Annotated in this window: 16 protein-coding genes; 7 read left to right on the top strand and 9 right to left on the bottom strand. The window is 67.8% G+C overall.

All coding sequences use genetic code 11. The annotated features are described in order from the left end of the window. Positions 1-60: 60 nt before the first annotated feature. Positions 61-2,013: a beta-glucoside-specific PTS transporter subunit IIABC gene (locus tag ACP7CD_RS00545; RefSeq protein ID WP_426118380.1), complete on the bottom strand. Its 1,953-nt coding sequence runs from the start codon at positions 2,011-2,013 to the stop codon at positions 61-63. Positions 2,014-2,459: 446 nt separating this feature from the next. Between ACP7CD_RS00545 and ACP7CD_RS00540 the strand changes: the two genes are divergently transcribed. Both ACP7CD_RS00540 and ACP7CD_RS00535 read left to right on the top strand, forming a co-directional pair. Further along, complete coding sequence (locus ACP7CD_RS00540) at positions 2,460-3,002, top strand: VOC family protein (RefSeq protein ID WP_426118379.1); 543 nt, start codon at positions 2,460-2,462, stop codon at positions 3,000-3,002. After that, the gene (locus ACP7CD_RS00535) at positions 2,999-4,186 is read left to right on the top strand and encodes a luciferase family protein (protein ID WP_426118377.1); all 1,188 of its coding nucleotides are present in this window, start codon (positions 2,999-3,001) and stop codon (positions 4,184-4,186) included. The genes ACP7CD_RS00540 and ACP7CD_RS00535 overlap by 4 nt, the downstream gene beginning before the upstream one ends. A 52-nt stretch (positions 4,187-4,238) precedes the next feature. Here ACP7CD_RS00535 and ACP7CD_RS00530 read toward each other — a convergent pair whose 3' ends face one another. From ACP7CD_RS00530 to ACP7CD_RS00515, 4 genes are all read right to left on the bottom strand, one after another. Beyond that, a complete protein-coding gene (locus ACP7CD_RS00530; protein ID WP_426118375.1) occupies positions 4,239-4,979 on the bottom strand; it encodes a maleylpyruvate isomerase family mycothiol-dependent enzyme in 741 nt (246 codons plus the stop codon). Positions 4,980-5,003: 24 nt separating this feature from the next. Beyond that, positions 5,004-5,831 carry a fumarylacetoacetate hydrolase family protein gene (locus tag ACP7CD_RS00525; RefSeq protein ID WP_426118373.1) on the bottom strand — a complete coding sequence of 276 codons (828 nt, stop codon included), beginning with the start codon at positions 5,829-5,831 and terminating at the stop codon, positions 5,004-5,006. 80 nt (positions 5,832-5,911) lie between these two features. Further along, the gene (locus ACP7CD_RS00520; protein ID WP_426118371.1) at positions 5,912-7,012 is read right to left on the bottom strand and encodes a cupin domain-containing protein; all 1,101 of its coding nucleotides are present in this window, start codon (positions 7,010-7,012) and stop codon (positions 5,912-5,914) included. Positions 7,013-7,129: 117 nt separating this feature from the next. Next, the gene (locus ACP7CD_RS00515; protein ID WP_426118369.1) at positions 7,130-8,509 is read right to left on the bottom strand and encodes an MFS transporter; all 1,380 of its coding nucleotides are present in this window, start codon (positions 8,507-8,509) and stop codon (positions 7,130-7,132) included. Between the two features lie 145 nt (positions 8,510-8,654). Between ACP7CD_RS00515 and ACP7CD_RS00510 the strand changes: the two genes are divergently transcribed. From ACP7CD_RS00510 to ACP7CD_RS00490, 5 genes are all read left to right on the top strand, one after another. Further along, entirely contained in the window at positions 8,655-9,488 is an 834-nt protein-coding gene (locus ACP7CD_RS00510; protein WP_426118367.1) for a PaaX family transcriptional regulator C-terminal domain-containing protein, read from the top strand. A gap of 88 nt (positions 9,489-9,576) precedes the next feature. Beyond that, positions 9,577-11,148, top strand: a complete 1,572-nt coding sequence (locus tag ACP7CD_RS00505; RefSeq protein WP_426118365.1) for an FAD-dependent monooxygenase — start codon at positions 9,577-9,579, stop codon at positions 11,146-11,148. After that, positions 11,145-13,217 (top strand): acetate--CoA ligase family protein, encoded by a 2,073-nt coding sequence (locus tag ACP7CD_RS00500; RefSeq protein ID WP_426118363.1) that lies wholly within the window; start codon positions 11,145-11,147, stop codon positions 13,215-13,217. The genes ACP7CD_RS00505 and ACP7CD_RS00500 overlap by 4 nt, the downstream gene beginning before the upstream one ends. 5 nt (positions 13,218-13,222) lie before the next feature. Next, positions 13,223-14,893: a (2,3-dihydroxybenzoyl)adenylate synthase gene (locus tag ACP7CD_RS00495; protein WP_426118361.1), complete on the top strand. Its 1,671-nt coding sequence runs from the start codon at positions 13,223-13,225 to the stop codon at positions 14,891-14,893. Positions 14,894-15,076: 183 nt separating this feature from the next. Further along, positions 15,077-15,625: an antibiotic biosynthesis monooxygenase gene (locus ACP7CD_RS00490; RefSeq protein WP_426118359.1), complete on the top strand. Its 549-nt coding sequence runs from the start codon at positions 15,077-15,079 to the stop codon at positions 15,623-15,625. A 181-nt stretch (positions 15,626-15,806) separates the two neighbouring features. On the opposite strand, the gene ACP7CD_RS00485 is transcribed toward ACP7CD_RS00490, so the two are convergent. The 4 genes from ACP7CD_RS00485 to ACP7CD_RS00470 all read right to left on the bottom strand — a co-directional run bounded on the left by ACP7CD_RS00485 (position 15,807) and on the right by ACP7CD_RS00470 (position 20,508). Beyond that, a complete protein-coding gene (locus ACP7CD_RS00485; RefSeq protein ID WP_426118357.1) occupies positions 15,807-15,968 on the bottom strand; it encodes a hypothetical protein in 162 nt (53 codons plus the stop codon). A 502-nt stretch (positions 15,969-16,470) separates the two neighbouring features. Further along, positions 16,471-17,442: a formylglycine-generating enzyme family protein gene (locus ACP7CD_RS00480; RefSeq protein ID WP_133410750.1), complete on the bottom strand. Its 972-nt coding sequence runs from the start codon at positions 17,440-17,442 to the stop codon at positions 16,471-16,473. Next, positions 17,435-19,159, bottom strand: a complete 1,725-nt coding sequence (locus ACP7CD_RS00475; protein WP_426118354.1) for a sulfatase-like hydrolase/transferase — start codon at positions 19,157-19,159, stop codon at positions 17,435-17,437. Before ACP7CD_RS00475 ends, ACP7CD_RS00480 begins: the two co-directional genes overlap by 8 nt. Before the next feature lie 236 nt (positions 19,160-19,395). After that, positions 19,396-20,508 carry an NAD(P)-dependent alcohol dehydrogenase gene (locus tag ACP7CD_RS00470; RefSeq protein WP_426118352.1) on the bottom strand — a complete coding sequence of 371 codons (1,113 nt, stop codon included), beginning with the start codon at positions 20,506-20,508 and terminating at the stop codon, positions 19,396-19,398. Between the last annotated feature and the right edge of the window lie 77 nt (positions 20,509-20,585).

Here is a 20,585-nt window from a genome sequence, read left to right as displayed (position 1 = left end):
TTCGTCTGTGGTCCATCATTCATCAGTCGTGTCTGCTCCGGGTCCTGTGCCGGTCCTGGTTCAGACCTGCACCGTGACCGCCGGCTGACCGTGGGTCACGGTGCCCCGGGCGACCGGGACCACGCCGGCCAGCTGGGCGGTGTTGGTGACGACCACCAGAGTGGTGGAGTCATACCCGGCTTCGGCCACCACATCGAGGTCGACGACGGCAAGAAGATCGCCGGCCTCGACGTGGTCGCCGCGGGCGACGGCCGGGCTGAAGCCGCGGCCCTCCATCTGGACGGTGTCGATGCCGATGTGCACCAGCACCTCGACCCCGTCAGGAGACTTGATGCCGTAGGCGTGCCCGGACTTCATGGCGGCCTTGACGGTCCCCGAGAGGGGAGCGTAGACGTGGCCGTCCGTGGGGACGATGCCCAGGCCCTGGCCCATGGCGCCGGAGGCGAAGACCTTGTCCGGAACGTCGGTCAGGGCCACGGTCGCGCCGTCGACGGGGGAGAGCACCTCCACGGTGCCGGAGACCTCGGTGCCCGTGGCCGTGCCGGTGGGCAGGGTGGCCTTGGCTGCGGTGGCACCGTTCGCCCCGGTGCCGGGCGAGGAGGCAGAGGACGTGGTGCCGGTCTGGTCGATCGGGGCGGGAGGCGCGGTGACGGCCTCGGACTCCCGGGTGCCGAAGAGGAAGGTGAGGGTGAAGGCGATGATCACGGCGATACCGGTGCCGATCAGCTGCATGGTGAAGCTTCCGACCTCGGTGTAGGCGGGCAACGCCAGGGCGGAGGCGAAGACGAAGGAGCTGGCTGCGCTGCCTCCGGCGGAGGCGATGGCCCCGCCGACGATGCCGCCGACGATGCCGAAGTAGAAGGGCTTCTTCAGCGGCAGGTTCACACCGTAGATCGCCGGCTCGGTGATCCCGGCCAGGAACCCGGACAGGGCGGCCGGACCGGCCACCTCACGCCGGGCGGCGTTGCGGGTCCGGGCGAAGACGGCCGCGGTGGCGGCGGCCTGGGCAAGCACGGCAGCCACCAGGGGCCCCATGAGAAGGGAGTAGCCCTGGGTGGCGAGATCGTTGATCATGGTCGGCACCAGACCCCAGTGCAGCCCGAACAGCACGAACACCTGCCAGAAACCGCCCATGATGGCCCCGGCCAGCCAGGGAGCGAAGCCGAAGATCGCGTTGATGCCGGCGGACAGACCCTGGGCGGCGAGGGTGGTGATCGGGCCGACCGTCATGAGGATGAACGGGACCATGATGAGGATGCTCAGCAGCGGGGTGCTGAAGTTGCGGAACGCCGCGGGGATGACCCGGTTGAGGAACCGCTCCAGGTATCCCTGCAGCCAGACCGCCACGATGATCGGGATCACCGAGCTGGTGTAGCTCATCATCACCACCGGCAGGCCCGCGAAGGACACCGGGGCGCCGGCGGCGGCCAGCTCCACGATCGAGGGGTAGACCAGGGCGCCGGCAATGGCCATGGAGGTGAACTGGTTCGTCTTGAACCGCCGGGCGGCGGTGACCGCCAGGAACAGCGGCAGGAAGTAGAAGATCGAGTCGGCAGCTGCGGCGAGAATGACGGAGGTCTGGGACTCGGCGTCCAGCCAGCCGAACTGAGTGGCCGCGCTCAGGAACGCCTTGAGCAGACCGGCTCCGGCCAGCGGCCAGATGATCGGCTGGAAGATCGAGGAGACCAGGTCGATGAACCGGTTGAAGATGTTCCCGCTGGGGGCATCGTCGCCACCGGCGGCCGCTTCGTCGTCGCCGAACTTGGTGATCCGGCCCAGTTCGGCATACACCGTGGGCACGTTGTCGCCGATGACGACCTGGTACTGACCGCCTGCCTGCATCACCGTGATCACCCCGGGCAGCTTCTCGACGGCGGCTTTGTCCGCCTTCGAGTCGTCACGCAGCTTCAGGCGCAGACGGGTGGCGCAGTGGGTGGCAGAGGCGATGTTGGCCTCACCGCCCACCTCCTGCACGATCCCCGCGGCCAACGACCGGTAGTCCACAACAGCCATGACAGGCCTCTCTCTCCGATTTCGGGCACAAAAAAAGACCCGAGATGCACCATTGGTGCGTCTCAGGTCTTGCCCCGTGTCCGGGTAACAATCCTTCAGGCGGAATCCGCCTGTTAGGAAGATGCTACGGGTGAGCAGCCTCACATGCAAGGGGGCCGCAGCATGAAGGCTTCTGTGTCGCACCGTGCCGAACATCTGTAGTGCACATCCGGCCCGGGTGGTGGGCGCGAGCCACGCAGCGAGAGAAGGGTCGGCAGTCACCCCGCCTCTGGCGTTACGACCGGGGGTGCTGGTCGGTGCAGGGAGTCCCGCCCTGTCGTTGGACAGCCCGCATGTGCTTTACTGATCAATAGTTGACGGGGAAAGTAAATGTTGTCATGCTGTCAGGGACCCATCGTTCCTTTCCCGGGACCTCTGCCAGGTGCCGGCGTCACCAGGAGAATGTCATGTCCATCGACCCGGTCCGCCTCAATCACGCCGTGCTGTTCGTTGCTGATCTCCAGCGTGCTGCACGCTTTTACACGGAGGTGTTCGGGATGAGCGTTGTCGCCCGCGAACCGCGTGCCGATGCGGCGTTCTTGCGTCTGCCGCGCTCGGGCAATCATCACGACCTGGGGCTGTTCGGCCTCGGTGCCGGTGCTCCGCCGAAGCGCCGGGGCGGGATCGGGCTGTACCACCTGGCCTGGCAGGTCGACACCATCGAGGAGCTCTCCGGGGCGCGCGAGCAACTCGTGGAAGCCGGTGCCTACACCGGGGAGTCCAGCCACGGGGCGACCAAGAGCGTCTACGGTGTCGATCCGGACGGCAACGAGTTCGAGATCATGTGGATGCTGCCCCGCTCCGACTGGGGCCGCTACGAGACCGAGGCGCCGGTCGATGCCCTGGACCTGGCCGCGGAGCTGGTCCGCTGGTCGGGCGTCCGAACGGCCGGCAGCGTGCAGACCGACACGACCTCGTCGTCGCAGGGAAACCTGGGGGAGGGCGCGTGAGCGCGACGTTGTTCGACGACCCGGTGGTGGCCACTGCCGGGTCCACCGATCCAGGGGCCCCGCTGGTGGTGCTGTTGCACGGACGCGGCTCCCACGAACGGGAGATCCTCTCCCTGGCCTCGCGCCTGCCGGTGGGGCCGGCCTACGCGGCGGTGCGCGCCCCGATCGCCGAGGACGGGGGGTTCGCCTGGTTCGCCAACCGCGGCATCGGCCGCCCGGTGGCAGAGTCGCTGGCCGCCACCACGGCCTGGTTCCGCACCTGGCTCGACCGGGTTGCCCCGGCAGGACGGCCGGTGGTGCTCATCGGCTTCAGCGGCGGGGCCGCTTTCGCGGGGGCCCTGCTCCTCCAGGAGCCTTCCCGGTTCGCCGGGGCCGGGATCCTCTACGGCACCCTGCCCTTCGAGGCCGGGATTCCCGTGAACCCGGCATGGCTGACCGGGGTCCCGGTGTTCGTGGCCCAGGGGGAGCAGGACTCCGTCATTCCGCGCGAGCTGCTGGACCGCACCTGGTCCTACCTCCTCGGGGACTCCGGCGCCCCTGCCTATGCCCGGCGTGACCCCGGTGGGCACGGCATCACCGTGCCCACCCTGGCGGAGCTCGGTGGCTGGATCCAGGAGCGTCTGGCATTCCTGGACCGGCGCGGACCACTGTCGCCGCCACTCGGTGCCGCCACCTGGGCTGATGCGCTGGACGGGCGCCTTCCCGTCCGGTCCAGATCGAGGCCGACGGTGTCCTGGACCATTCCACAGGAGCAGCTCACCGACATCGCCCCGCCCGGACTTCAGGAGCGTCTCCTCGCCCGGCTGGCCGCGCTGCCCGGTGTGACGGTGCGGCAGTCGGCGATATCCGTGCCAGGAGCCCACGGCCTGATGCTGGGGCCCACCGCGGCCGGTCCGTTGGATGCTTTTCTCGTTCCGCCGGCTGGGGAGTTCGCCCATCAGCACCCCGGTCACGACGGCTCCCTGCACGTGGCCCTGCCCAGGCCGCTGGTCGCCGAGGCGATCACGAAGGGCTGGGCCCAGGCCCACCCGCTGGCCGGCGTGCGACTGACCCCGGGCATGGTGATGGTCTACGGCCCTCGGAACGAGCCCGAGCTGGAGACCGTGGCCGGGATCGTGGCCACCGCCCACAGCTACGCCGCCGGTGGCACGCGCGCTGCCGAGGGAATGCATCCCAGCACCTGAACGGCGCAGGGCCCCGGGGTGCTCCCCGGGGCCCTGCGCCGGCCGGCGTGCGTCAGATCCAGCGCGGGTTCTCGACGTCCGCGCCGACCTCGAGGCGGGCTCCGCCGCGACCGGAGGCCCACTGGGCGACCACGGCCAGGTCCCCGCGCACCAGGATCCCGGCGTCCTGTCCCGCCCCGGCCCCGAGCTCGCCGAGCTCCGGGGCGTCGGAGACCTGGATCCGCAGCCCGGGGTCCTTGTCCTGTCCCGCCCAGTTGCCGAGGATGTCCGTGAGCAGCCGGGTCAGGACCTCGGCGGGGACGTCGGAGAAGCGGGCCCCGTTGTCGAGGTCGACCGCGTGGATCCAGACCTCGCGGTTGCGCATCCAGACGGTCTCCGTGGCCGGCACGGTCCTGCCCTGGGCGGTGCGCACCTCGTGGGCCCACGCCTCGTCCGGGGTGTCGCGCCACTCGACGTTCAGGGACACCGAGGCGTGGTCGTTGAGGTGGCGCAGCGCCCGGGCCGGCAGCGTCGCCCCGTAGGCGATCTCCTGGTTGCGGGCGGCCGGGGAGGAGTACATCGGGGTCTCCACCCCGGTGTTGGCCCACTGCACGAGCCGGGTCAGGGCGCGGGCGTTGTAGCCGACGTGGGCGATGACGTGCCGGCGGGACCAGCCGTCCAGCAGCGAGGGTCCGTCGAGCTCGTCGTCCGTGAGCTCGTTGACCTTGCGGGACCAGAACGCCGTGCCGCGGCGGACCAGCAGCAGCTGGGCCTTGAGGTCCTCGTCGGTGGTGAGGTCCTGACGGGCGACCATGGCTGACTCCTCTCGTGCCCGCGCTCAGGCGGGATCGACGATCTTGTTGGTGAGCACGCCCAGGCCGTCGATCTCGACCTCGACCACGTCGCCGGACTTCAGGAAGATCTGCGGGTTGCGGGCCCGGCCCACCCCGCCCGGTGTGCCGGTGAGGATGATGTCGCCCGGGCGCAGCGGCAGAATCGTGGAGAGGTAGGAGACCAGATAGGTCGGGGTGAACAGCAGGTCCCCGATCGAGTGCTCCTGCATGGTCTCGCCGTTGACCGTGGTGCGCAGGGTCGCGGCCGCGGGGTCGAACTCGTCGGCGGTGACCATGACTGGGCCCACAGGGGTGGACTTCGCCCAGATCTTGCCCTGCAGCCACTCCTTGGTGCGGAACTGCCAGCCACGCATGGAGATGTCGTTGGCGGCGGTGTACCCGGCGATGTACTGGCCGGCGTCCTCCTCGGAAACCTTATGCGCGGTCTTGCCGATGACGACGACGAGCTCGCCCTCCCAGTCCAGCTCCGGGTCCTCCGCCACGGCCTCCACCGGGTCGTTGGGCCCGGTCAGGGTGTCGGCGAACTTCGCGAACATCGTAGGGTGACTCGGCAGGTCCCGGCCCATCTCCTGGATGTGGGACTTGTAGTTGAGCCCCACACACAGCACCTTGGAGGGGTTGGGCACCAGCGTCTCCAGCTGGACGTGGGCGGCCTCGTGGCGCGGGCCCGAGGCGTTCTCGGCCAGCCGGCGCCAGTCGGCCTCGGTCAGCAAGGCCCCGAGATCGGGGTAGCCCTCGATCTCGGTGAAGACCTCACCGTCGAGGCGGGCGGCCGCCGTAGACCGGTCGGTGCGCAGGGTTGCAAGCTTCATAAGGTTCTACTTTCCTGGTTCGGGGTACGTGGGCCAGCGAGTGGCGCGGACTGCGCCGCGCGCCGGAGGGGTGGGTGGGGCTACTTCTCCTCGCCCTCCACGAAGGTGCGGTTGAAGTTCAGCTTCTCGACGATCGGCTGGTCGCCGAACTTGAACAGGTCGAAGCCGGTTTCGGCCTGGATCTGCCAGGCCGTCCAGGACGGGACGACCACCAGGTCGCCCTTCTCCACGACCCGGACCTCGCCGTCGAGCACGAACTGCCCCCGGCCCTCGAAGACCTGGTAGACGCTCGAGCCGACCTCGCGGACGGTCCGGGTCTGGGCTCCGGGGCGGAAGCGGTGGAACTCGGCGCGGATGGTGGGCATGACGTCCCCGCCGGTGGTGGGGTTCACGAAGCGCACCGCGGCGTGGCCGGGCTCCACGGTGGCGGGGTAGCCCTCGTCCTCGATGGCCAGCTGCTCGGACAGCGCCCGGTCGGTGTGCTCCCACCGGTAGGCCCCGATCGGGGAGGACACGGTGTTGCCCAGACCCGACAGCGGGCGCAGGCCCGGGTGGCACCACAGCCGCTCGCCGCGGGAGAACTCCGGGGTGGACTCGTCGGTGACCCGGTCGATGCCGAACTCGAAGAACGCGGTGTCGGTGTAGTGCACGAACGGGATGTCGAGGCCGTCGATCCACGCCATGGGCTGGTCGAGCTCGTTGTGGTGGCCGTGGAAGTTCCAGCCCGGGGTCAGCAGGAAGTCCCCGCGCGACATCCGCACCGGGTCGCCGTTGACCACGGTCCACACGCCCTCGCCCTCGACCACGAAGCGGAAGGCGTTCTGGGAGTGCCGGTGCTCCGGGGCGACCTCGTGGCCGCCGAGGTACTGGATGGCGCACCACAGGGTGGGGGTCGCGTACGGGCGCCCGCCCAGACCGGGGTTCGCCAGCGCGATGGCCCGCCGCTCCCCGCCGCGGCCCACGGGCACCAGGTCCCCGGCCCGCTCGGCCAGCGGCAGCAGGTTCTTCCACTCCCACACGAACGGCACGGCCGCCGAGGCCGGGGCCTCCGGCATGAGGTTGCCGATCTCCGTCCACAGCGGGACCATGTGGCCCGACTCGAAGTCCTGGTAGAGGGCATCGAGCTCGGCCTGCTCCTGAGGCGTGGGGGCCGGGACCGTCATCTGGTTGTCGTGACTCATGGTGAGCTCCTCGATGTCGATGGTGAATAGGCGGTTGCTAGGTGCGTTCTGTCCGCAGGGCTGCGGCGGCCTGAGCTTGGTTCGAGGCCGGGTGGTCCAAGCGTGGACACGGTCTGGCTACATTCTGGGGGAGGCTGTGGGTGCGGGCTTCTTTCGCGGAACGGTCAGGACGGCGATGATGCCGACCAGTGCGGCAATGGACCAGACAGAGAAGTTCGCGAAGGTCCCGAGTTGCGCGGCGACCAGGACGCCGCCGCCGGCGATGGCCAGCACCGCGCCGATGCGTCCGATGCCCAGGGTGACGCCCAGAGCGGTGGCCCGTGTGGCGTCGGTGAAGTAGGTGGCGACGAAGCCGTTGACGAGGATCTGGGCGCCGATGGAGCCGAAGCCGACGATGGCCACGAGCAGGTACATGGCCCACAGGGGCATGATTCCGGTGGCCATGAGCAGCAGCGCGGCTCCGGAGGACAGGAACGCGAAGGCGGTCAACGGCCGGGGCCCGAAGGCGTCGGCGAGCCGGGAAGAGACGAGCACCCCGACCACGGCGCCGATGTTGACGGTGAGCAGGAAGCTGAGAGAAGAGGTCAGGGAATAGCCGGCGAGGACGAGCAGCTGCGGCATCCACGTGCTGAGCCCGTAGACGAGGGTCTGGCCGGCGATGCCGGCGAGACAGAACAGGACGGTGGCAATCGCCCAGCGGCCGGTGAGGATCGCCCGGAGCCGGTTCGGTGCTTTGGGCTGCTCGTGGATGCTACCGGCGGCGGCGGCGGCCTCTGTGGGTGAGTCCTCAGCGGGGGTGGGCAGGCCGTAATCGTCGACAATGCGAGCTGCCTCGTCATGGCGGCCGCGGGCGCGCAGGTAGGCCGGGGACTCGGGCAGCAGGAAGAACAGCAGCGGGACTACTGTGATCAGGGGCAGGCCGCCGATGGCGAGCATGCCGCGGAAGCCGATGGCGCCGAGCAGGAGGATCGCCAAGAGCGCGGCGAGGATGCCGCCGATGGCGTAGCCGGAGAACATCAGCGCGTTGTTGAAATTGCGCCGGTGCGCGGCGGAGAACTCCACAGTCACCGCGATGGCGGTGGGGATCACTCCGCCCAGGCCGAGGCCGGCCAGGAACCGGAAGAGGCCGAAGAGCTCAGGGCTCGGGGCGAAGGCCGTGGCAACCATGAGCAGGGAGAACATCGAGATGCTGGCCAGGAGCACCTTGCGACGTCCCACGACGTCGGTGAGGTAGCCCACCACGATGGCGCCGATGAACATGCCGGCCAGGGCGTAGCTGCCGTAGGCGCCGGTCTGGACCGGGGTGAGCCCCCATGGCTCGTATGCCAGGAGGGATGGGACGATGGCGCCGTAGACGATGAGGTCGTAGCCGTCGAAGACGATGGCTACGAAGCACAGCAGGATCACCACGGCGGCGGACTTCCGCGGCCGTGTGGTCCTATTCTCGGGTGCGGCCTGACGGCCGTTGGCCTTCAGGCCGTTGGGCGAGTCATTCATGGGGTACTCCTTGATGGGCGATGGTGCCCCAGCGTCGTGGCGAGCACCCGGAGCATATGTAACACTTAAAATGTGAACACACAGTGAGTTGTTTCACAAGGGGGAGTCGGTAGTTGTTGAAAAACGCCGTCGAGGAGGAGACGAGATGCGACCCAAGGACTTGGTGATGGATCTCTTCGGGGACTACGTCCGCTACATGGGTGGCAGCATCCGCCTGAGTCAGCTGAGCCAGTTGCTGGAACTGTTTGGCGTGGAGCCGGCCACCACTCGCGTGACCCTGTCGCGGATGCGCAAGGACGGCTGGGTGGAAACGCGGCGGCACGGAAGGGAGATGGACTATTCGGCCACGCCCAAGCTGCTGGAGGTCCTGGATGAGGGCCGGGAGCGGATCTTCGCCCCGCCGCGTTCCCCGTGGGCGGGGCAGTGGACGATGGTGCTCTACCAGATTCCCGAATCTCGCCGGGCGGAACGGGACCAACTGAAGAAGGCGTTGTCCTGGGAGGGCTTCGGCCAGCTCAACCCCACCACCTGGGTAGCTCCGCGCGACGTGCGGGAGAAGATGTGTGCGGCCCTGAGTTGCGACGCCGACGAGAACATCCACGTCGTGACGATGTCGACCGGTGCCCTAGAGCGGGACCGCGGACTGGCCGTGCAGTGCTGGGACCTCGAGGATCTGGCGGCCGACTACCGGCGTTTCATTGCTCAATGTGCTGAGTGGACACCGCTGGACCCGGGCGAGCTCACCCCGGAGGAGGCCCTGGTCGCCCGGGTGGAGCTGGTCTCGGCCTACCGGCGGTTTCCTTTCCGCGACCCGCAACTGCCCACTGCCCTCCAGCCGGACGGGTGGCCGGGGGACGAGGCGTATGAGACGTTCGTCCGGGCGCACCAGGCCCTCGCTGGTCCGGCCACCTCCTATGTGTCCTCCGTGCTGACCGTATCCGCCAGGACGACCACGCCGTCACTCAAAACAATTGCGTGACACTCTTTCACTGATGCGCGTTGTGTTGTTACAGTTGTGAGGAGACCTCGATCACATCGAGACCATCCACACGAGGGAGTGACCCACCATGACGATCCGAGTCGCATGCATTGGCGGAGGACCCGGCGGCCTGTTCTTCTCCACCCTGCTCAAGCGCCAGCTGCCCGAGGCCGAGGTGGTGCTCTTCGAGCGCAACCAAGCCACCGACGCCTTCGGTTTCGGTGTGGTGTTCTCCGACGCCACGCTGCGGCGGATCACCGAGGCCGACCCGGTGCTCAACGACGCCCTGTCCGACCATGGGTGCCACTGGGACGCGATCCAGGTGTGGCTCAAGGATCAGCGGCACGCCTTCTCCGGCAATGGCATGGCCGCCATCCACCGCAAGACCTTGCTGTCCCTGCTCCAGGAGAAGGCCCGGGAGGCGGGGGTGGACCTGCGGTTCGGCACCTTCGTCCCTGATCTGGCGCAGCTGGCCGACTTCGACCTGGTGGTCGCCGCCGATGGCGCGAACTCCAACACCCGTCAGCAGATCGGTGAGGAGGTCCTGGGCCACGAGGTGGTCGAGGCGACCGCGAAGTTCATCTGGTTCGGCACCACCTACATGTTCGAGGGGCTGACCTTCGTGCACCGGCAGAACGAGCACGGCAACTTCGCCGCCCACGCGTACCCCATCAGTGACGAGCTCTCGACCTTCATCGTCGAAGCCGACGAGCAGACCTGGCGCAACGCCGGCCTCGACGAGTTCGACCCCACCCAGCCCCCCGGGGTCTCGGACATGAAGTCCAAGGACTACCTGGAGAAGCTGTTCGCGCCGGACCTGCAGGGCCACGAGATCGTGGTCAACAACTCCCGCTGGGGCAACTTCCGCACCCGCCGCACCGCCCACTGGCACCACGACAACGTGGTCTTCATCGGTGACGCCCTGCACACCGCGCACTTCTCCGTGGGGTCGGGGACCAAGATGGCGATGGAGGATTCCATCGTTCTGGCCCGCGAGGTCGCCGCCCACCCGCAGGACCTGCCGACAGCCCTGGCCAACTACGAGGCCGAGCGCAAGCCCGAGGTCGCCAAGGTCCAGGACGCTGCCCGTCCCTCGCTGAGCTGGTGGGAACACTTCGGCCGCTACCACAACGCCTTCGACCCGCTGCAGTTCACCTTCCACTTCTTCTCCCGATCCATTCCCCGGGAGAAGATCCGCCAGCGCGACCCAGAGCTGGTGGCCGCGGTGGAGCAGGAGTGGTTGCGCCGTCACGGGACCGACCCGCTGCGCACCCCGGTCGTCGTGGACGGGACCGAGTTCTCCGGTCGCCTGCTGTCCGCCGTGGACGATGGGCTGACCGACGGCACCACCACCTTCTCACTGGACGCCCCGGCCCTCACCGTTCTCGAGGCTCCCGCCGACGAGACTGGTCTGGCCGAGGTGTTCGCGCAGGTGCCGGCTTCCGGCACCGTTCTCGTGCGCGGCGGCACCGCTCTGACCCGCCGCCTGGTCTCGGAGGAGGCACGGCTGGGCCGAGGTCTGACCGCGATCCTGTTCGAGGACGCCACCGAGGACGCGGCGGCCACCGCGGTCCTCTCGGGCAGGGCCGACGCCGTGGCCGTCGGCACCGGCGTGGCCTCCCAGGGCTCCGACGCCGTGACCGCCGGAGGTGCCCGATGACCAGCTCCCTCGACATCAATCCGACCCAGTCCGTCACCGGCCTGGAGGCGCTCTTCGCTCCGCGCGCCGTCGCGGTCGTGGGTGCTTCATCCACCCCGGGCAAGCTCGGGGCCGTGATGGCCCAGGCCGTCGCCTCCTACGATGCGCCGATCGCGCTGGTGAATCCCCGGGGTGAGGGCATGCACCCCTCCATCGGAGCCGCCGCTGACGCACTGGACAGCCCGATCGACCTAGCCATCCTGTGCGTGCCGGCCTCCGTCACCGCTGAGACCCTGCGCGCCGCCGCAGCCGCCGGAGTACAAGCAGCTCTGGTCTGCGCCGGCGGCTTCGCCGAGGCCGGAGGCCCCGGGGTGCAGTACCAACAGGACGTCATCGACGCTGTCCGCGAGACCGGCATCCGCGTGCTGGGCCCCAACACCTCCGGGTTCTTTGCTCCGCACCGCGGCCTGCGCGCCAGCTTCGTGCCCGGGGTCTCAGCCATCAGCCCTGGACCCGTCGGAGTGATCTCCTCCAGCGGCGGGGTCAATCACGCCGTGTCCTTCCGCCTCCAGCAGGCCGGTGTCGGGGTGAGCCTGGGGGTGGGCCTGGGTGCCGGCATCGACGTCACCGCCCCGGACGTGATCGACCATCTCGCCGCCGACCCGCACACCACCGCCATCGCCCTGCACATCGAAACGGTCACCGACGGACCGCGCATGATGGATGCCATCCGACGAGCCACCAGGGTCAAGCCGGTCGTCGCCCTGGTCATCGGGCAGAACGACGTCGCCGAGTTCGCCCAGTCCCACACCGGGGCACTGGCCACCTCCTGGCGCACCAGCCGCTCGGTCCTGCGCCAGTCCGGGGCGGTGCTCGTCAACGACGAGACCGAGCTGGTCGACGCGGTCACCGCACTGGCCCGCACCCGCATCCCCGCTCACCCGGCACCCGGGATCGGTCTGATCACCGGCCAGGCCGGGCCCGGGCTCATCATCGCGGACCAGCTGGCCGGCGCGGCCGTGGCCGTGCCGCGCCTGTCGGAAGCCACGACCGCGACCCTGTCGACGCTGCTGCCGCCGCTCACCTTCCAGGGCAACCCCGTGGACACCGGCCGACCCGGCCCCGAGTTCCCGGACGTGGTGCGCGCCGTGGCGGAGGACCCGGCCATCCAGGCCGTGGGCCTGTACGGAATCCTCGAACCCGTCGTGGACCTGCCCGCCGCTGTGACCGCGGCCGGCATTGAGAACACCCCGGCGCTCATCGCCGTCGACGGGCCGGCACCGGAGGTGGCCTCCGTCGTGGCCGACGGCGCCCAGCGGGACCTGCCCGTCGTGACCGGACCCACCGCCCTGGCTCGCGGACTCACCGCACTGGTCCGCGATGCCCAGGCACAGCACGGACTGGGCCACCCGCTCGTGGCAGCACCGGCCATCGAGACCGGCGACGGCCCGTGGGACGAAGCGGAGGCCAAGGACCTCTTCGAGGCCGCCGGCATCCCGGTGCCCACCCGGGCCCGAGCCACCACCCACGAAGCGGCCCGCACCGCTTTCGCCGACCTGAACAAGCCTGTGGCGGTCAAACTGGTGGACGCCGCGGTGCTGCACAAGACCGAGATCGGCGGTGTGCACCTCGGCATCGCTACCGAGTCTCAGCTCGACGAGGCACTGGCCGCACTGGACCGGGCCGGGGCCAAGGAGTACCTCCTGGAGGAGATGGCGTCCTCCGGCATCGACCTGGTGGTCGGCGCCCGCCGCGATCCCGTCTTCGGGCCGGTCGTGCTGCTCGGACTGGGTGGCACTGCAGCCGAGGCCCTGGCCGACGTGGCTCTGCGCGCCGCACCGATGACCGAGGGCGCCACCGAGTCGATGATCGAGGAGCTGGCCGGCAAGGCCCTGCTGCGCGGCTGGCGCGGCGGACCGGCCGTCGACACCGGGCAACTCGCGCGCATTCTGGCCATACTGGGCGCCACCCTGACTGCCGACACCGGCATCAGCGAGATCGAGATCAACCCCTTGCGACTCACCGGCTCCGGGCTCATCGCCCTGGACGCCGTGATCGTCGCCAACGGCACTTCGGTCGAGGAGGACTGAAACACATGGTCAAGCACACCAGCGAGGGCACCGTTCCCTGGCCCGCCGAGTACGCCGAGCTCTACCGCACCAAGGGGTACTGGGAGGACAAGCCTCTGGGCGCCCACTTCCAGGAGGCCGCCCGGGCGTTCCCCGACCGAATCGCCGTCGTCGACGCGGCCGACGGTACGCGAATGACCTATGCCGAACTCGTCGGCCGGGCCGACGCCGCCGCAGAGCGACTCCTGCGGCTGGGCCTCGAGCGTGACGACCGCGTGCTCGTGGTGCTGCCCAACGGCTGGCAGTTCATGGTCTTCACCTTGGCCTGCTTCCGTGCCGGGATCATCCCGGTCATGGCGCTGCCTGCCCACCGGCAGTACGAACTGAAGTTCCTGGGCAAGCTCGCCGAGGCCCGCGCGATCGTGGCCGCCGACGAGGTCAAGGGCTTCGACTACCAGCAGCTCGCCGCTGAGCTGCGCCCAGAGATTCCCACCCTGGAGTGGACCCTCGTCTCGGGGACGCCCCAGGACGGCAATCTGTCCTTGGAGGACATCCTCCGCCCGGGCGATGATCCCGATGGCGCCCGCGCACGCCTGGACGCCTCCGCCCCGGCCGGTACGGACCCGGCCCTGTTCCTGCTCTCGGGCGGGACGACAGGTCTGCCCAAGCTCATCACGCGCACCCACAACGACTACGCCTACAACATCAAGGCGTGCGCCGCGGTGGCCGGTCTGACGGCGGACTCCGTCTACCTGGTGTCCATGCCCGTCAGCCACAACTTCCCGTTGGCCTGCCCCGGTGTCCTCGGTGCCCTCTTCCTGGGCGCCCGCGCCGTGACGCTGCCGTCCCCGAACCCTGCCAAGGCGTTCCCCGTGATCGCGGCCGAATCCGTGACAATCACCGCGGTGGTGCCGGCGGTGGCGCAGAAATGGATCGAGTACCAGGAGGAACACCCCACCGACCAGCTCACATCCCTGGAAGTGTTGCAGGTCGGCGGTTCCCGGATGCCCGACGAGGTCGCCCGCAAGGTCAAACCGGTCCTGGGCTGCACCCTGCAGCAGGTCTTCGGCATGGCCGAGGGCCTGATCAACATGACCCGGCTGGACGATCCGGAGGAGGTCATCTGCACCACCCAGGGCCGGCCCGTCTCCGAGGCCGACGAGGTCCGCATCGTCGACCTGGTGGTCGACGAGGAGCTGCCCGATGGCACCCCCGGGTCCATCCTTACCCGCGGGCCCTACACCCCACGTGGCTACTACGCCGCCCCGGAGGCCAACACCAAGTCCTTCGAGGACGGCGGCTGGTACGCCTCCGGTGACATCGTCGAACGCCGCCCCGACGGCAACCTGATTGTGCAGGGACGGGACAAGGACATGATCAACCGCGGCGGGGAGAAGGTCTCGGCCGAGGAGATCGAGTCTCTCGTCTACCAGATCCCGGGTCTGAGCATCGTCGCCGCGGTCTCCATGCCGGACCCGGTGCTGGGGGAGAAGGTCTGCCTCTACGCCGAGATGGCCGGCGGAAAGCCGCTGACTCTCGAACAGGTCCAGGCCCACCTGAAGACAGCCGGTGTCGCCGCGTACAAGATCCCCGAGAAGGTCGTCGTCGTGGATCAGATCCCCACCACCAAGGTCGGCAAGATCGACAAGAAGGCCCTGCGTGCCGACATCGCCGAACGGATACAGCTCGAGGTGTGATCCGTCCCGAGTGCCGAGCCGCCGCATGACCGCGGCGGCTCGGCACTCCCGTGCACGGTGCGGGCACGGCTCGCCGGTCCGCCGTCGCACGGACTGCCTCCCGGAATCTGGCACCGAAGCCCCCGGCTGATGGGCCCGCACTGAGCGGCCCGGACCCGCCTCGAGAAAGGACGGCTCACACCCATGGCGATGATCGCCGTCTCCATGCGGGCCCGTCCGGGCCACGAGGACACGCTCCGCGACAGGGCCGGCGCGCTCTGCGACGCCGCCGGCACCTTTCCGGGCTATCTCGACGCCCACCTCACCCGAGAGGATCAGGAGGGCCACCAGCTGCTGGTCGTCCTGACCTTCGACAGCACTGAGCACCTCCTGGAGTGGGAGCGCAGCGACGAGCGACACCACCTCCTCGATCAGTGCCGGGACTCCATGCTCGTGCCGAGCAGCCGCTTGTCCGCCGCCGATCTGAACGGCGCGCTGCTGGGAGCGCGTCCCGGCGAAGCGGTCTCGCCCCCGTCACGATGGAGGACCATAGTGTGGGTGTGGATCACGCTCTTCCCGACCTCCACCATTCTGGGCTACCTCCTGGTGCCTCAGCTCGAGCCGCTCCCGCTTCCCGTGCGCACCCTGATCACCACCTTCGTCACAGTCCCGTTCCTCATCCTGATCGCCATACCTGCCGCTCAGCGTCTCCGCGACTGGCTGCTGGGCCCGTTCCGGATTGCTCATCGATGAACACGGCCGCACGGATGCACGTGTGACCTTGCCCTCCGCGGAGGAGAAGACACTGACCGGCAATCCGCTCCGCACCCCATCACGCGGGCCGGGCCGGGCGCCGTCGTCGCGGACGACCGCACGACGATGGGCGCACCCCGCCACGGCGGAGAGCGCCCATCGTCGTGGCCCCGAGGTCGGGTCAGTCGGCGAAACTCACGATCGGCTTGATGACGGATCCGCTCTCCGAGTCCTTGAACCCCTGATTGATGTCGGACAGGGCGTAGTGCCGGACGAGCTTGTCGAAGGGGAACCGGCCCTGCTTCCACAGCTTCACGAGACGGGGGTTGAACACCTGTGGCACGGAACTCTCCGCACATCGTCGCGCCGTCGGTTCATTGCCTGCTCTGCTGACCAGGCGTTTCCCCAGCTTTTCGGATGCTTCGAGCATTGAGGGTACGTGCCGGTCGAGGTCTTCGCGCATGGAGTAACTGACGATCCCGATGGCCGCTTTGAGGACTTGTCCCTCGGCCGTGGTTGGTGAAGCGGCGGATCCGAGTGGTCTTCTACCACTTGCGGATGAGCTCGACCCGGCCCTTTGGTCGGCCGTAGGGGTCGAGCAGCGTGTCGATTCTGGGCATCCCTTTCCCCGATGTCTCACGACGTCAATGGCCTCTTGAAGACGTGTAGCAAGAATGGCTCGAGGGACTTGTTGATACACGGGATACCTTGTCAGCTGAATCATTCCCCTGGGAAACACCCTATGAAACGGAATGCAGGCCTCCCATGTTGAGGGGGAGGCCTGCATCTACCTGGAGGCTCTTTAGCGAGCCTGCTAGCCGAAGGGCAGTGTCATCTCGCTGGTCTCACCTGATGTCGGCGACTACTCGGAATCCGATGTTGCCGGAGGTGGATTCCGGGGTGTTGGAGTTGCGGGCCGCGACCCTGTAGCGATTGCAGTAGGAATCGTGGCACAAGTAGGACCCACCGCGCAGCACACGCCGGGTGCCGGATGCCGGACCGTGAGGATCATTGAGTGGGGTCTGGGAATAGTAGTCCGCCTCGAACCAGTCCCGGCACCATTCCCAGACGTTGCCGGCCATCTGCCACAGCCCGTACCCGTTGGGTCGATAGGTCTTCACCGGTGCGGTGATCAGATATCCGTCATCGGCAGAGTTCTCATGCGGGAACCGGCCCTGCCAGATGTTGCAGTTCCACGTTCCGTCCGGGGTCAGCTCATCTCCCCACGCCAGGCGTTTTCCCTGCAGGCCGCCTCGGGCGGCGTACTCCCATTGGGCCTCGGTGGGAAGACGGGTGCCGGCCCATTGGCAGTAGGCGGTTGCGTCGTCCCAGGAGACGTGGACGACCGGGTGGTCCTCCAGTCCGGTCAGATCAGATGCCCGTCCGTGGGGGTGTTGCCAGTCGGCTCCTTTTACGGCCAGCCACCAAGGGACACCGGCGGCCTGGTTAAGGATGTCGGTGCGTTGCGCCTGGAAGGCGGCGTAGAAGACGGCCGAGATACCGAACCGTTCTGCGGTGGTCCGGTAGCCGGTGGCCTGCACGAACTCCTCGAACTGGGCGTTGGTGACCGTTGTGCTCTGCATACGGAAACCCTCCAGAGCGACCTGGTGGACGGGGGTCTCCCCATCCTTCGGGTGCCCCTCATTGTGGTGGTCTCCCATGGCGAAGCTGCCGGCGGGGATGTCGGCGAACTCACCTGGTGCTTGCTGCCGGATGGCCCTGCCCGACAGGGTGGGCTGAGGATGGATGGAGCTGGTTGTTGTGACCGAGCCGGATGAGGAGAGGTCATCACCTGACGGCGAGCAGCAGTTACCCATTGGTGGCGGTCTCCGAAGCATTCTTTTCAACCGCCCAATCCATGACGTACCACTTGTCAGCTGCAGCAGGCGCGTTTTTGTTGACGGCTTCAAAGTCGACGACGGCGACACCGTTCTCTTCGGCGTACTGGTCCCACTTCCTGCTCAGATCGTCAAGGACGTCCGGGCGTTCGGATGCGAGGTTCGTGGTCTCGCCCGGATCGTCTGACAGGTTGTAGAGCGAGTACTCACCCGTGCCACCCATGGGTGCAGGGGCGAATACCAGCTTCCAGTCACCGGAACGGTAGGCGCGGTGTCCGAAGTGCTCCCAGCCGAATTCATCGTCCCCGATGGTTTCCGCGGTGCCCTCCAGCAGCGGGCGGGCGGAATCACCGAGGAGGTTGCCGGCCGAGGCGAGATCCGCCCCGGCGTACTCGGCGAAGGTGGGGTAGAGATCGGTGATATGGGCGAACGTATCGACAACCCGTCCACCAGCATCCCCGTTGGTTCCCGGGGCCTTGACAATCGCCGGCACCCGGGTGCCACCCTCGAACAGGGTGTTCTTGGCCTGGAAGTAGGGTCCGGAGGAAACTTGAGCCCAGGGGAGACCGATGGACGCGAAGGATCCCTGCTGACCGTATGCCTCCATGTCCCCCATCAGTGGGTAAGCCCGGTCGTGCCAGCCTTCTTCAGTGCTGAATCCGAGGTAGTTGGCCTGGGTACTGGCGGCTGCGCCGTTGTCGCTGACCACCGCGATGAGCGTGTTGTCGTACTCGCCGCTGTCCTTGAGGTGGTCAATGACCCGGCCAATTTGTTCATCTGCCTCATGAATGACGGCTGCGTAGGTGGCCATGCGGTAGGCCAGATCCTGCTGCTGGAGGGGGGTCAGGGACTCCCATTCAGGTGTGCGATCCAGCCACCGGGTTTCCATGCCTTCGTCGATGAGATCGAGTTCAGCCATCCGTTGGATACGTTCGGTTCGAATTTCTACGAAGTCCTTATCCATGTACATGTCTAGGTACTGCTCGATGAGTTCTTCGTTTTCCACATGCAGGGGATCATGAGGAGCGGTGTAAGCGAGGTAGCTGAAGAACGGCTGGTCAGCTTCCACGCTCTGATCGACCATCTGAAGCATTTCATCGGTATAGGAACGCGTGGAGAAGAAATCGTCCGGCAGCTCGTCGACCCGTTCGCCGCTGCGCTCATGGATGACGGTATCTACCGGCTCCACCGGCCTGTCAAAGAGGCGGTGTCCGTCGGAGAAGTAGGAGGCGCCGGCATCGTAGAGGGTGAAATTCTGGTCGAAGCCGAGGTCCTGGGGGGTCTGGCCTTCTTCCCCTCCCAGGTGCCACTTGCCCACCTGGTAGGTGTCGTACCCGGTGTCGCCCAGCAGCTCGGCGATGCCGGTGAAATCACCCTCCAGACTGCCCTTGTAACCAGGGGTCGTCTCAGGCACTCCTGGCGGGGTCAGACCCTCCATGGAGCCCAAGCCGACTCGGTGCCGGTCCTGGCCGGTCATGAGCTCTGCACGCGTGGGAGCACACAGGGGAGAGGCATGGAAATCGGTGAACTGAGTGCTCTCCTTGGTCAGGGCATCCAGGTGCGGTGTGTCAATTTCACTACCATATGCGCCCAGGTCGCTATACCCCAGATCATCCAAGAGGATCATCATGATGTTCGGCTGTTCCTGCCCGTGTGCAGCAGGCGTGATCTCCTGTCCGGCGGATTCTGAGGACATTCCGCAACCGGCCAGGCTGGATGCAAGGAGTACGGAGCCCCCTACCGACAGGATCGGCCAAGCCAGCCGGCCAGGGTGAGGTGTGGGAAAAGAGTTCATGAGCTTTCAACTTTCAACAGCGCGGAAAGAGGGGCAGCTAAAGGCGACCGGACCCACCTGGGAAGGGGTAGGTGCTCGCCGATTCATGAGAGAGGTGGAGGAGTTCTACCGGTCGAGCACGACGAGGAGCTTGGCACTCAGCTGGACAGCTTCACGATCGGCTTGATCACGGATCCGTTCTCCGAGTCCTCGAAACCCCGATTGATGTCGGACAGGGCGTAGTGCCGGACGAGCTTGTCGAAGGGGAACCGGCCCTGTTTCCACAGCTCCACGAGGCGGGGGATGAACACCTGGGGCACGGAACTTCCCTGAACCACCGTCTTGAAGGTCCATCCCTTGACCAGGGAACCACCGATCTCGAAGGGCACCTCCGTACCCGGGGCGGCGGCACCGACGAGCACCAGGGTGCCGCGGATCCCCAACGAATCCGCCGCCTGACGGAGGACTGCCGGCACCGCGGTGGTGTCCACGGCGTAGTTCACGCCCTGCCCGTCGGTGATGCGGCGCAGTTCCTCTACAGCATCGGTCGTCCTGCCGTTGATGGTGTGGGTGGCTCCGAGGTCGGTAGCCAGCTCCAAGCGAGAGTCGTGGAGGTCCACTGCGACGATCGTCGTACACCCGGCGACCCTGGCGGCCATGATGGCCGCCGAACCCACCGCACCGGTGCCGAACACCACAAGAGACGTCCCTGGTTCGGGCCGGAGCTCGTTGAGCACCGCCCCGGCGCCGGTCTGGAGGCCGCACCCGAGCGGGCCCATCAGCTCCAGCGGGACCTCTCGGTCGATGACGACCACGCTCTCCTGGACCACGTTGGCGTAGGTGGAGAACGAGGACTGGCCGAAGAAGTGCGAGGAGATGCGTTCCCCGTCCGCGGATAAAGCGGTCGAACCATCGCGGCGCCGACCGCCGAAGTCCTCGGCGAAGAGGTTCTCGCAATAGGCCATGCGCCCGGCCCGGCACTGCCGGCACGTGCCGCAGTACGCGGCCGAGAGCACCACGTGGTCACCGACCTCGACGGCGGCGACCTCGTTGCCCACGGCCTCGACGACACCGGCACCCTCGTGACCGAGCACCGCCGGCAGGGGAGTGGGGTACACCCCGTCGCGCACGATCGCATCCGTGTGGCAGATGCCGGTGGCCACCAGGCGCACCCGCACTTCGTTCGCCTGCAGATCGTCGAGCTGCAGCTCTTCGATGGCGAGCGGCTCGCCCAGAGTACGGGCCACTGCTGCTGTGACTGTTGTCGTCATGGACTTCATCCTTTTTTCGGGACACCTGTGTGGACGCTCTGTGGGCGACTACGACCTCCCGCGGTGGGTCCGTCGAT

Origin of the sequence: Kocuria sp. LHG3120, from assembly GCF_049897445.1 — a bacterium.
Lineage (GTDB): Bacteria > Actinomycetota > Actinomycetes > Actinomycetales > Micrococcaceae > Kocuria > Kocuria rosea.
The sequence above is the reverse complement of the archived record's forward strand: the minus strand, read 5'-3'. Positions and strand labels throughout refer to the sequence as shown.

Bases quoted from the DNA above. Each gene is read 5' to 3' on its own strand.
- ACP7CD_RS00495 (WP_426118361.1), top strand. From the start codon at position 13,223: ATGGTCAAGCACACCAGCGAGGGCACCGTTCCCTGGCCCGCCGAGTAC.
- ACP7CD_RS00480 (WP_133410750.1), bottom strand. From the start codon at position 17,442: ATGGGTAACTGCTGCTCGCCGTCAGGTGATGACCTCTCCTCATCCGGC.
- ACP7CD_RS00475 (WP_426118354.1), bottom strand. From the start codon at position 19,159: ATGTCCTCAGAATCCGCCGGACAGGAGATCACGCCTGCTGCACACGGG.
- ACP7CD_RS00505 (WP_426118365.1), top strand. From the start codon at position 9,577: ATGACGATCCGAGTCGCATGCATTGGCGGAGGACCCGGCGGCCTGTTC.
- ACP7CD_RS00510 (WP_426118367.1), top strand. From the start codon at position 8,655: ATGCGACCCAAGGACTTGGTGATGGATCTCTTCGGGGACTACGTCCGC.
- ACP7CD_RS00545 (WP_426118380.1), bottom strand. From the start codon at position 2,013: ATGGCTGTTGTGGACTACCGGTCGTTGGCCGCGGGGATCGTGCAGGAG.
- ACP7CD_RS00470 (WP_426118352.1), bottom strand. From the start codon at position 20,508: ATGACGACAACAGTCACAGCAGCAGTGGCCCGTACTCTGGGCGAGCCG.
- ACP7CD_RS00525 (WP_426118373.1), bottom strand. From the start codon at position 5,831: ATGAAGCTTGCAACCCTGCGCACCGACCGGTCTACGGCGGCCGCCCGC.
- ACP7CD_RS00530 (WP_426118375.1), bottom strand. From the start codon at position 4,979: ATGGTCGCCCGTCAGGACCTCACCACCGACGAGGACCTCAAGGCCCAG.
- ACP7CD_RS00520 (WP_426118371.1), bottom strand. From the start codon at position 7,012: ATGAGTCACGACAACCAGATGACGGTCCCGGCCCCCACGCCTCAGGAG.
- ACP7CD_RS00490 (WP_426118359.1), top strand. From the start codon at position 15,077: ATGGCGATGATCGCCGTCTCCATGCGGGCCCGTCCGGGCCACGAGGAC.
- ACP7CD_RS00540 (WP_426118379.1), top strand. From the start codon at position 2,460: ATGTCCATCGACCCGGTCCGCCTCAATCACGCCGTGCTGTTCGTTGCT.
- ACP7CD_RS00500 (WP_426118363.1), top strand. From the start codon at position 11,145: ATGACCAGCTCCCTCGACATCAATCCGACCCAGTCCGTCACCGGCCTG.
- ACP7CD_RS00515 (WP_426118369.1), bottom strand. From the start codon at position 8,509: ATGAATGACTCGCCCAACGGCCTGAAGGCCAACGGCCGTCAGGCCGCA.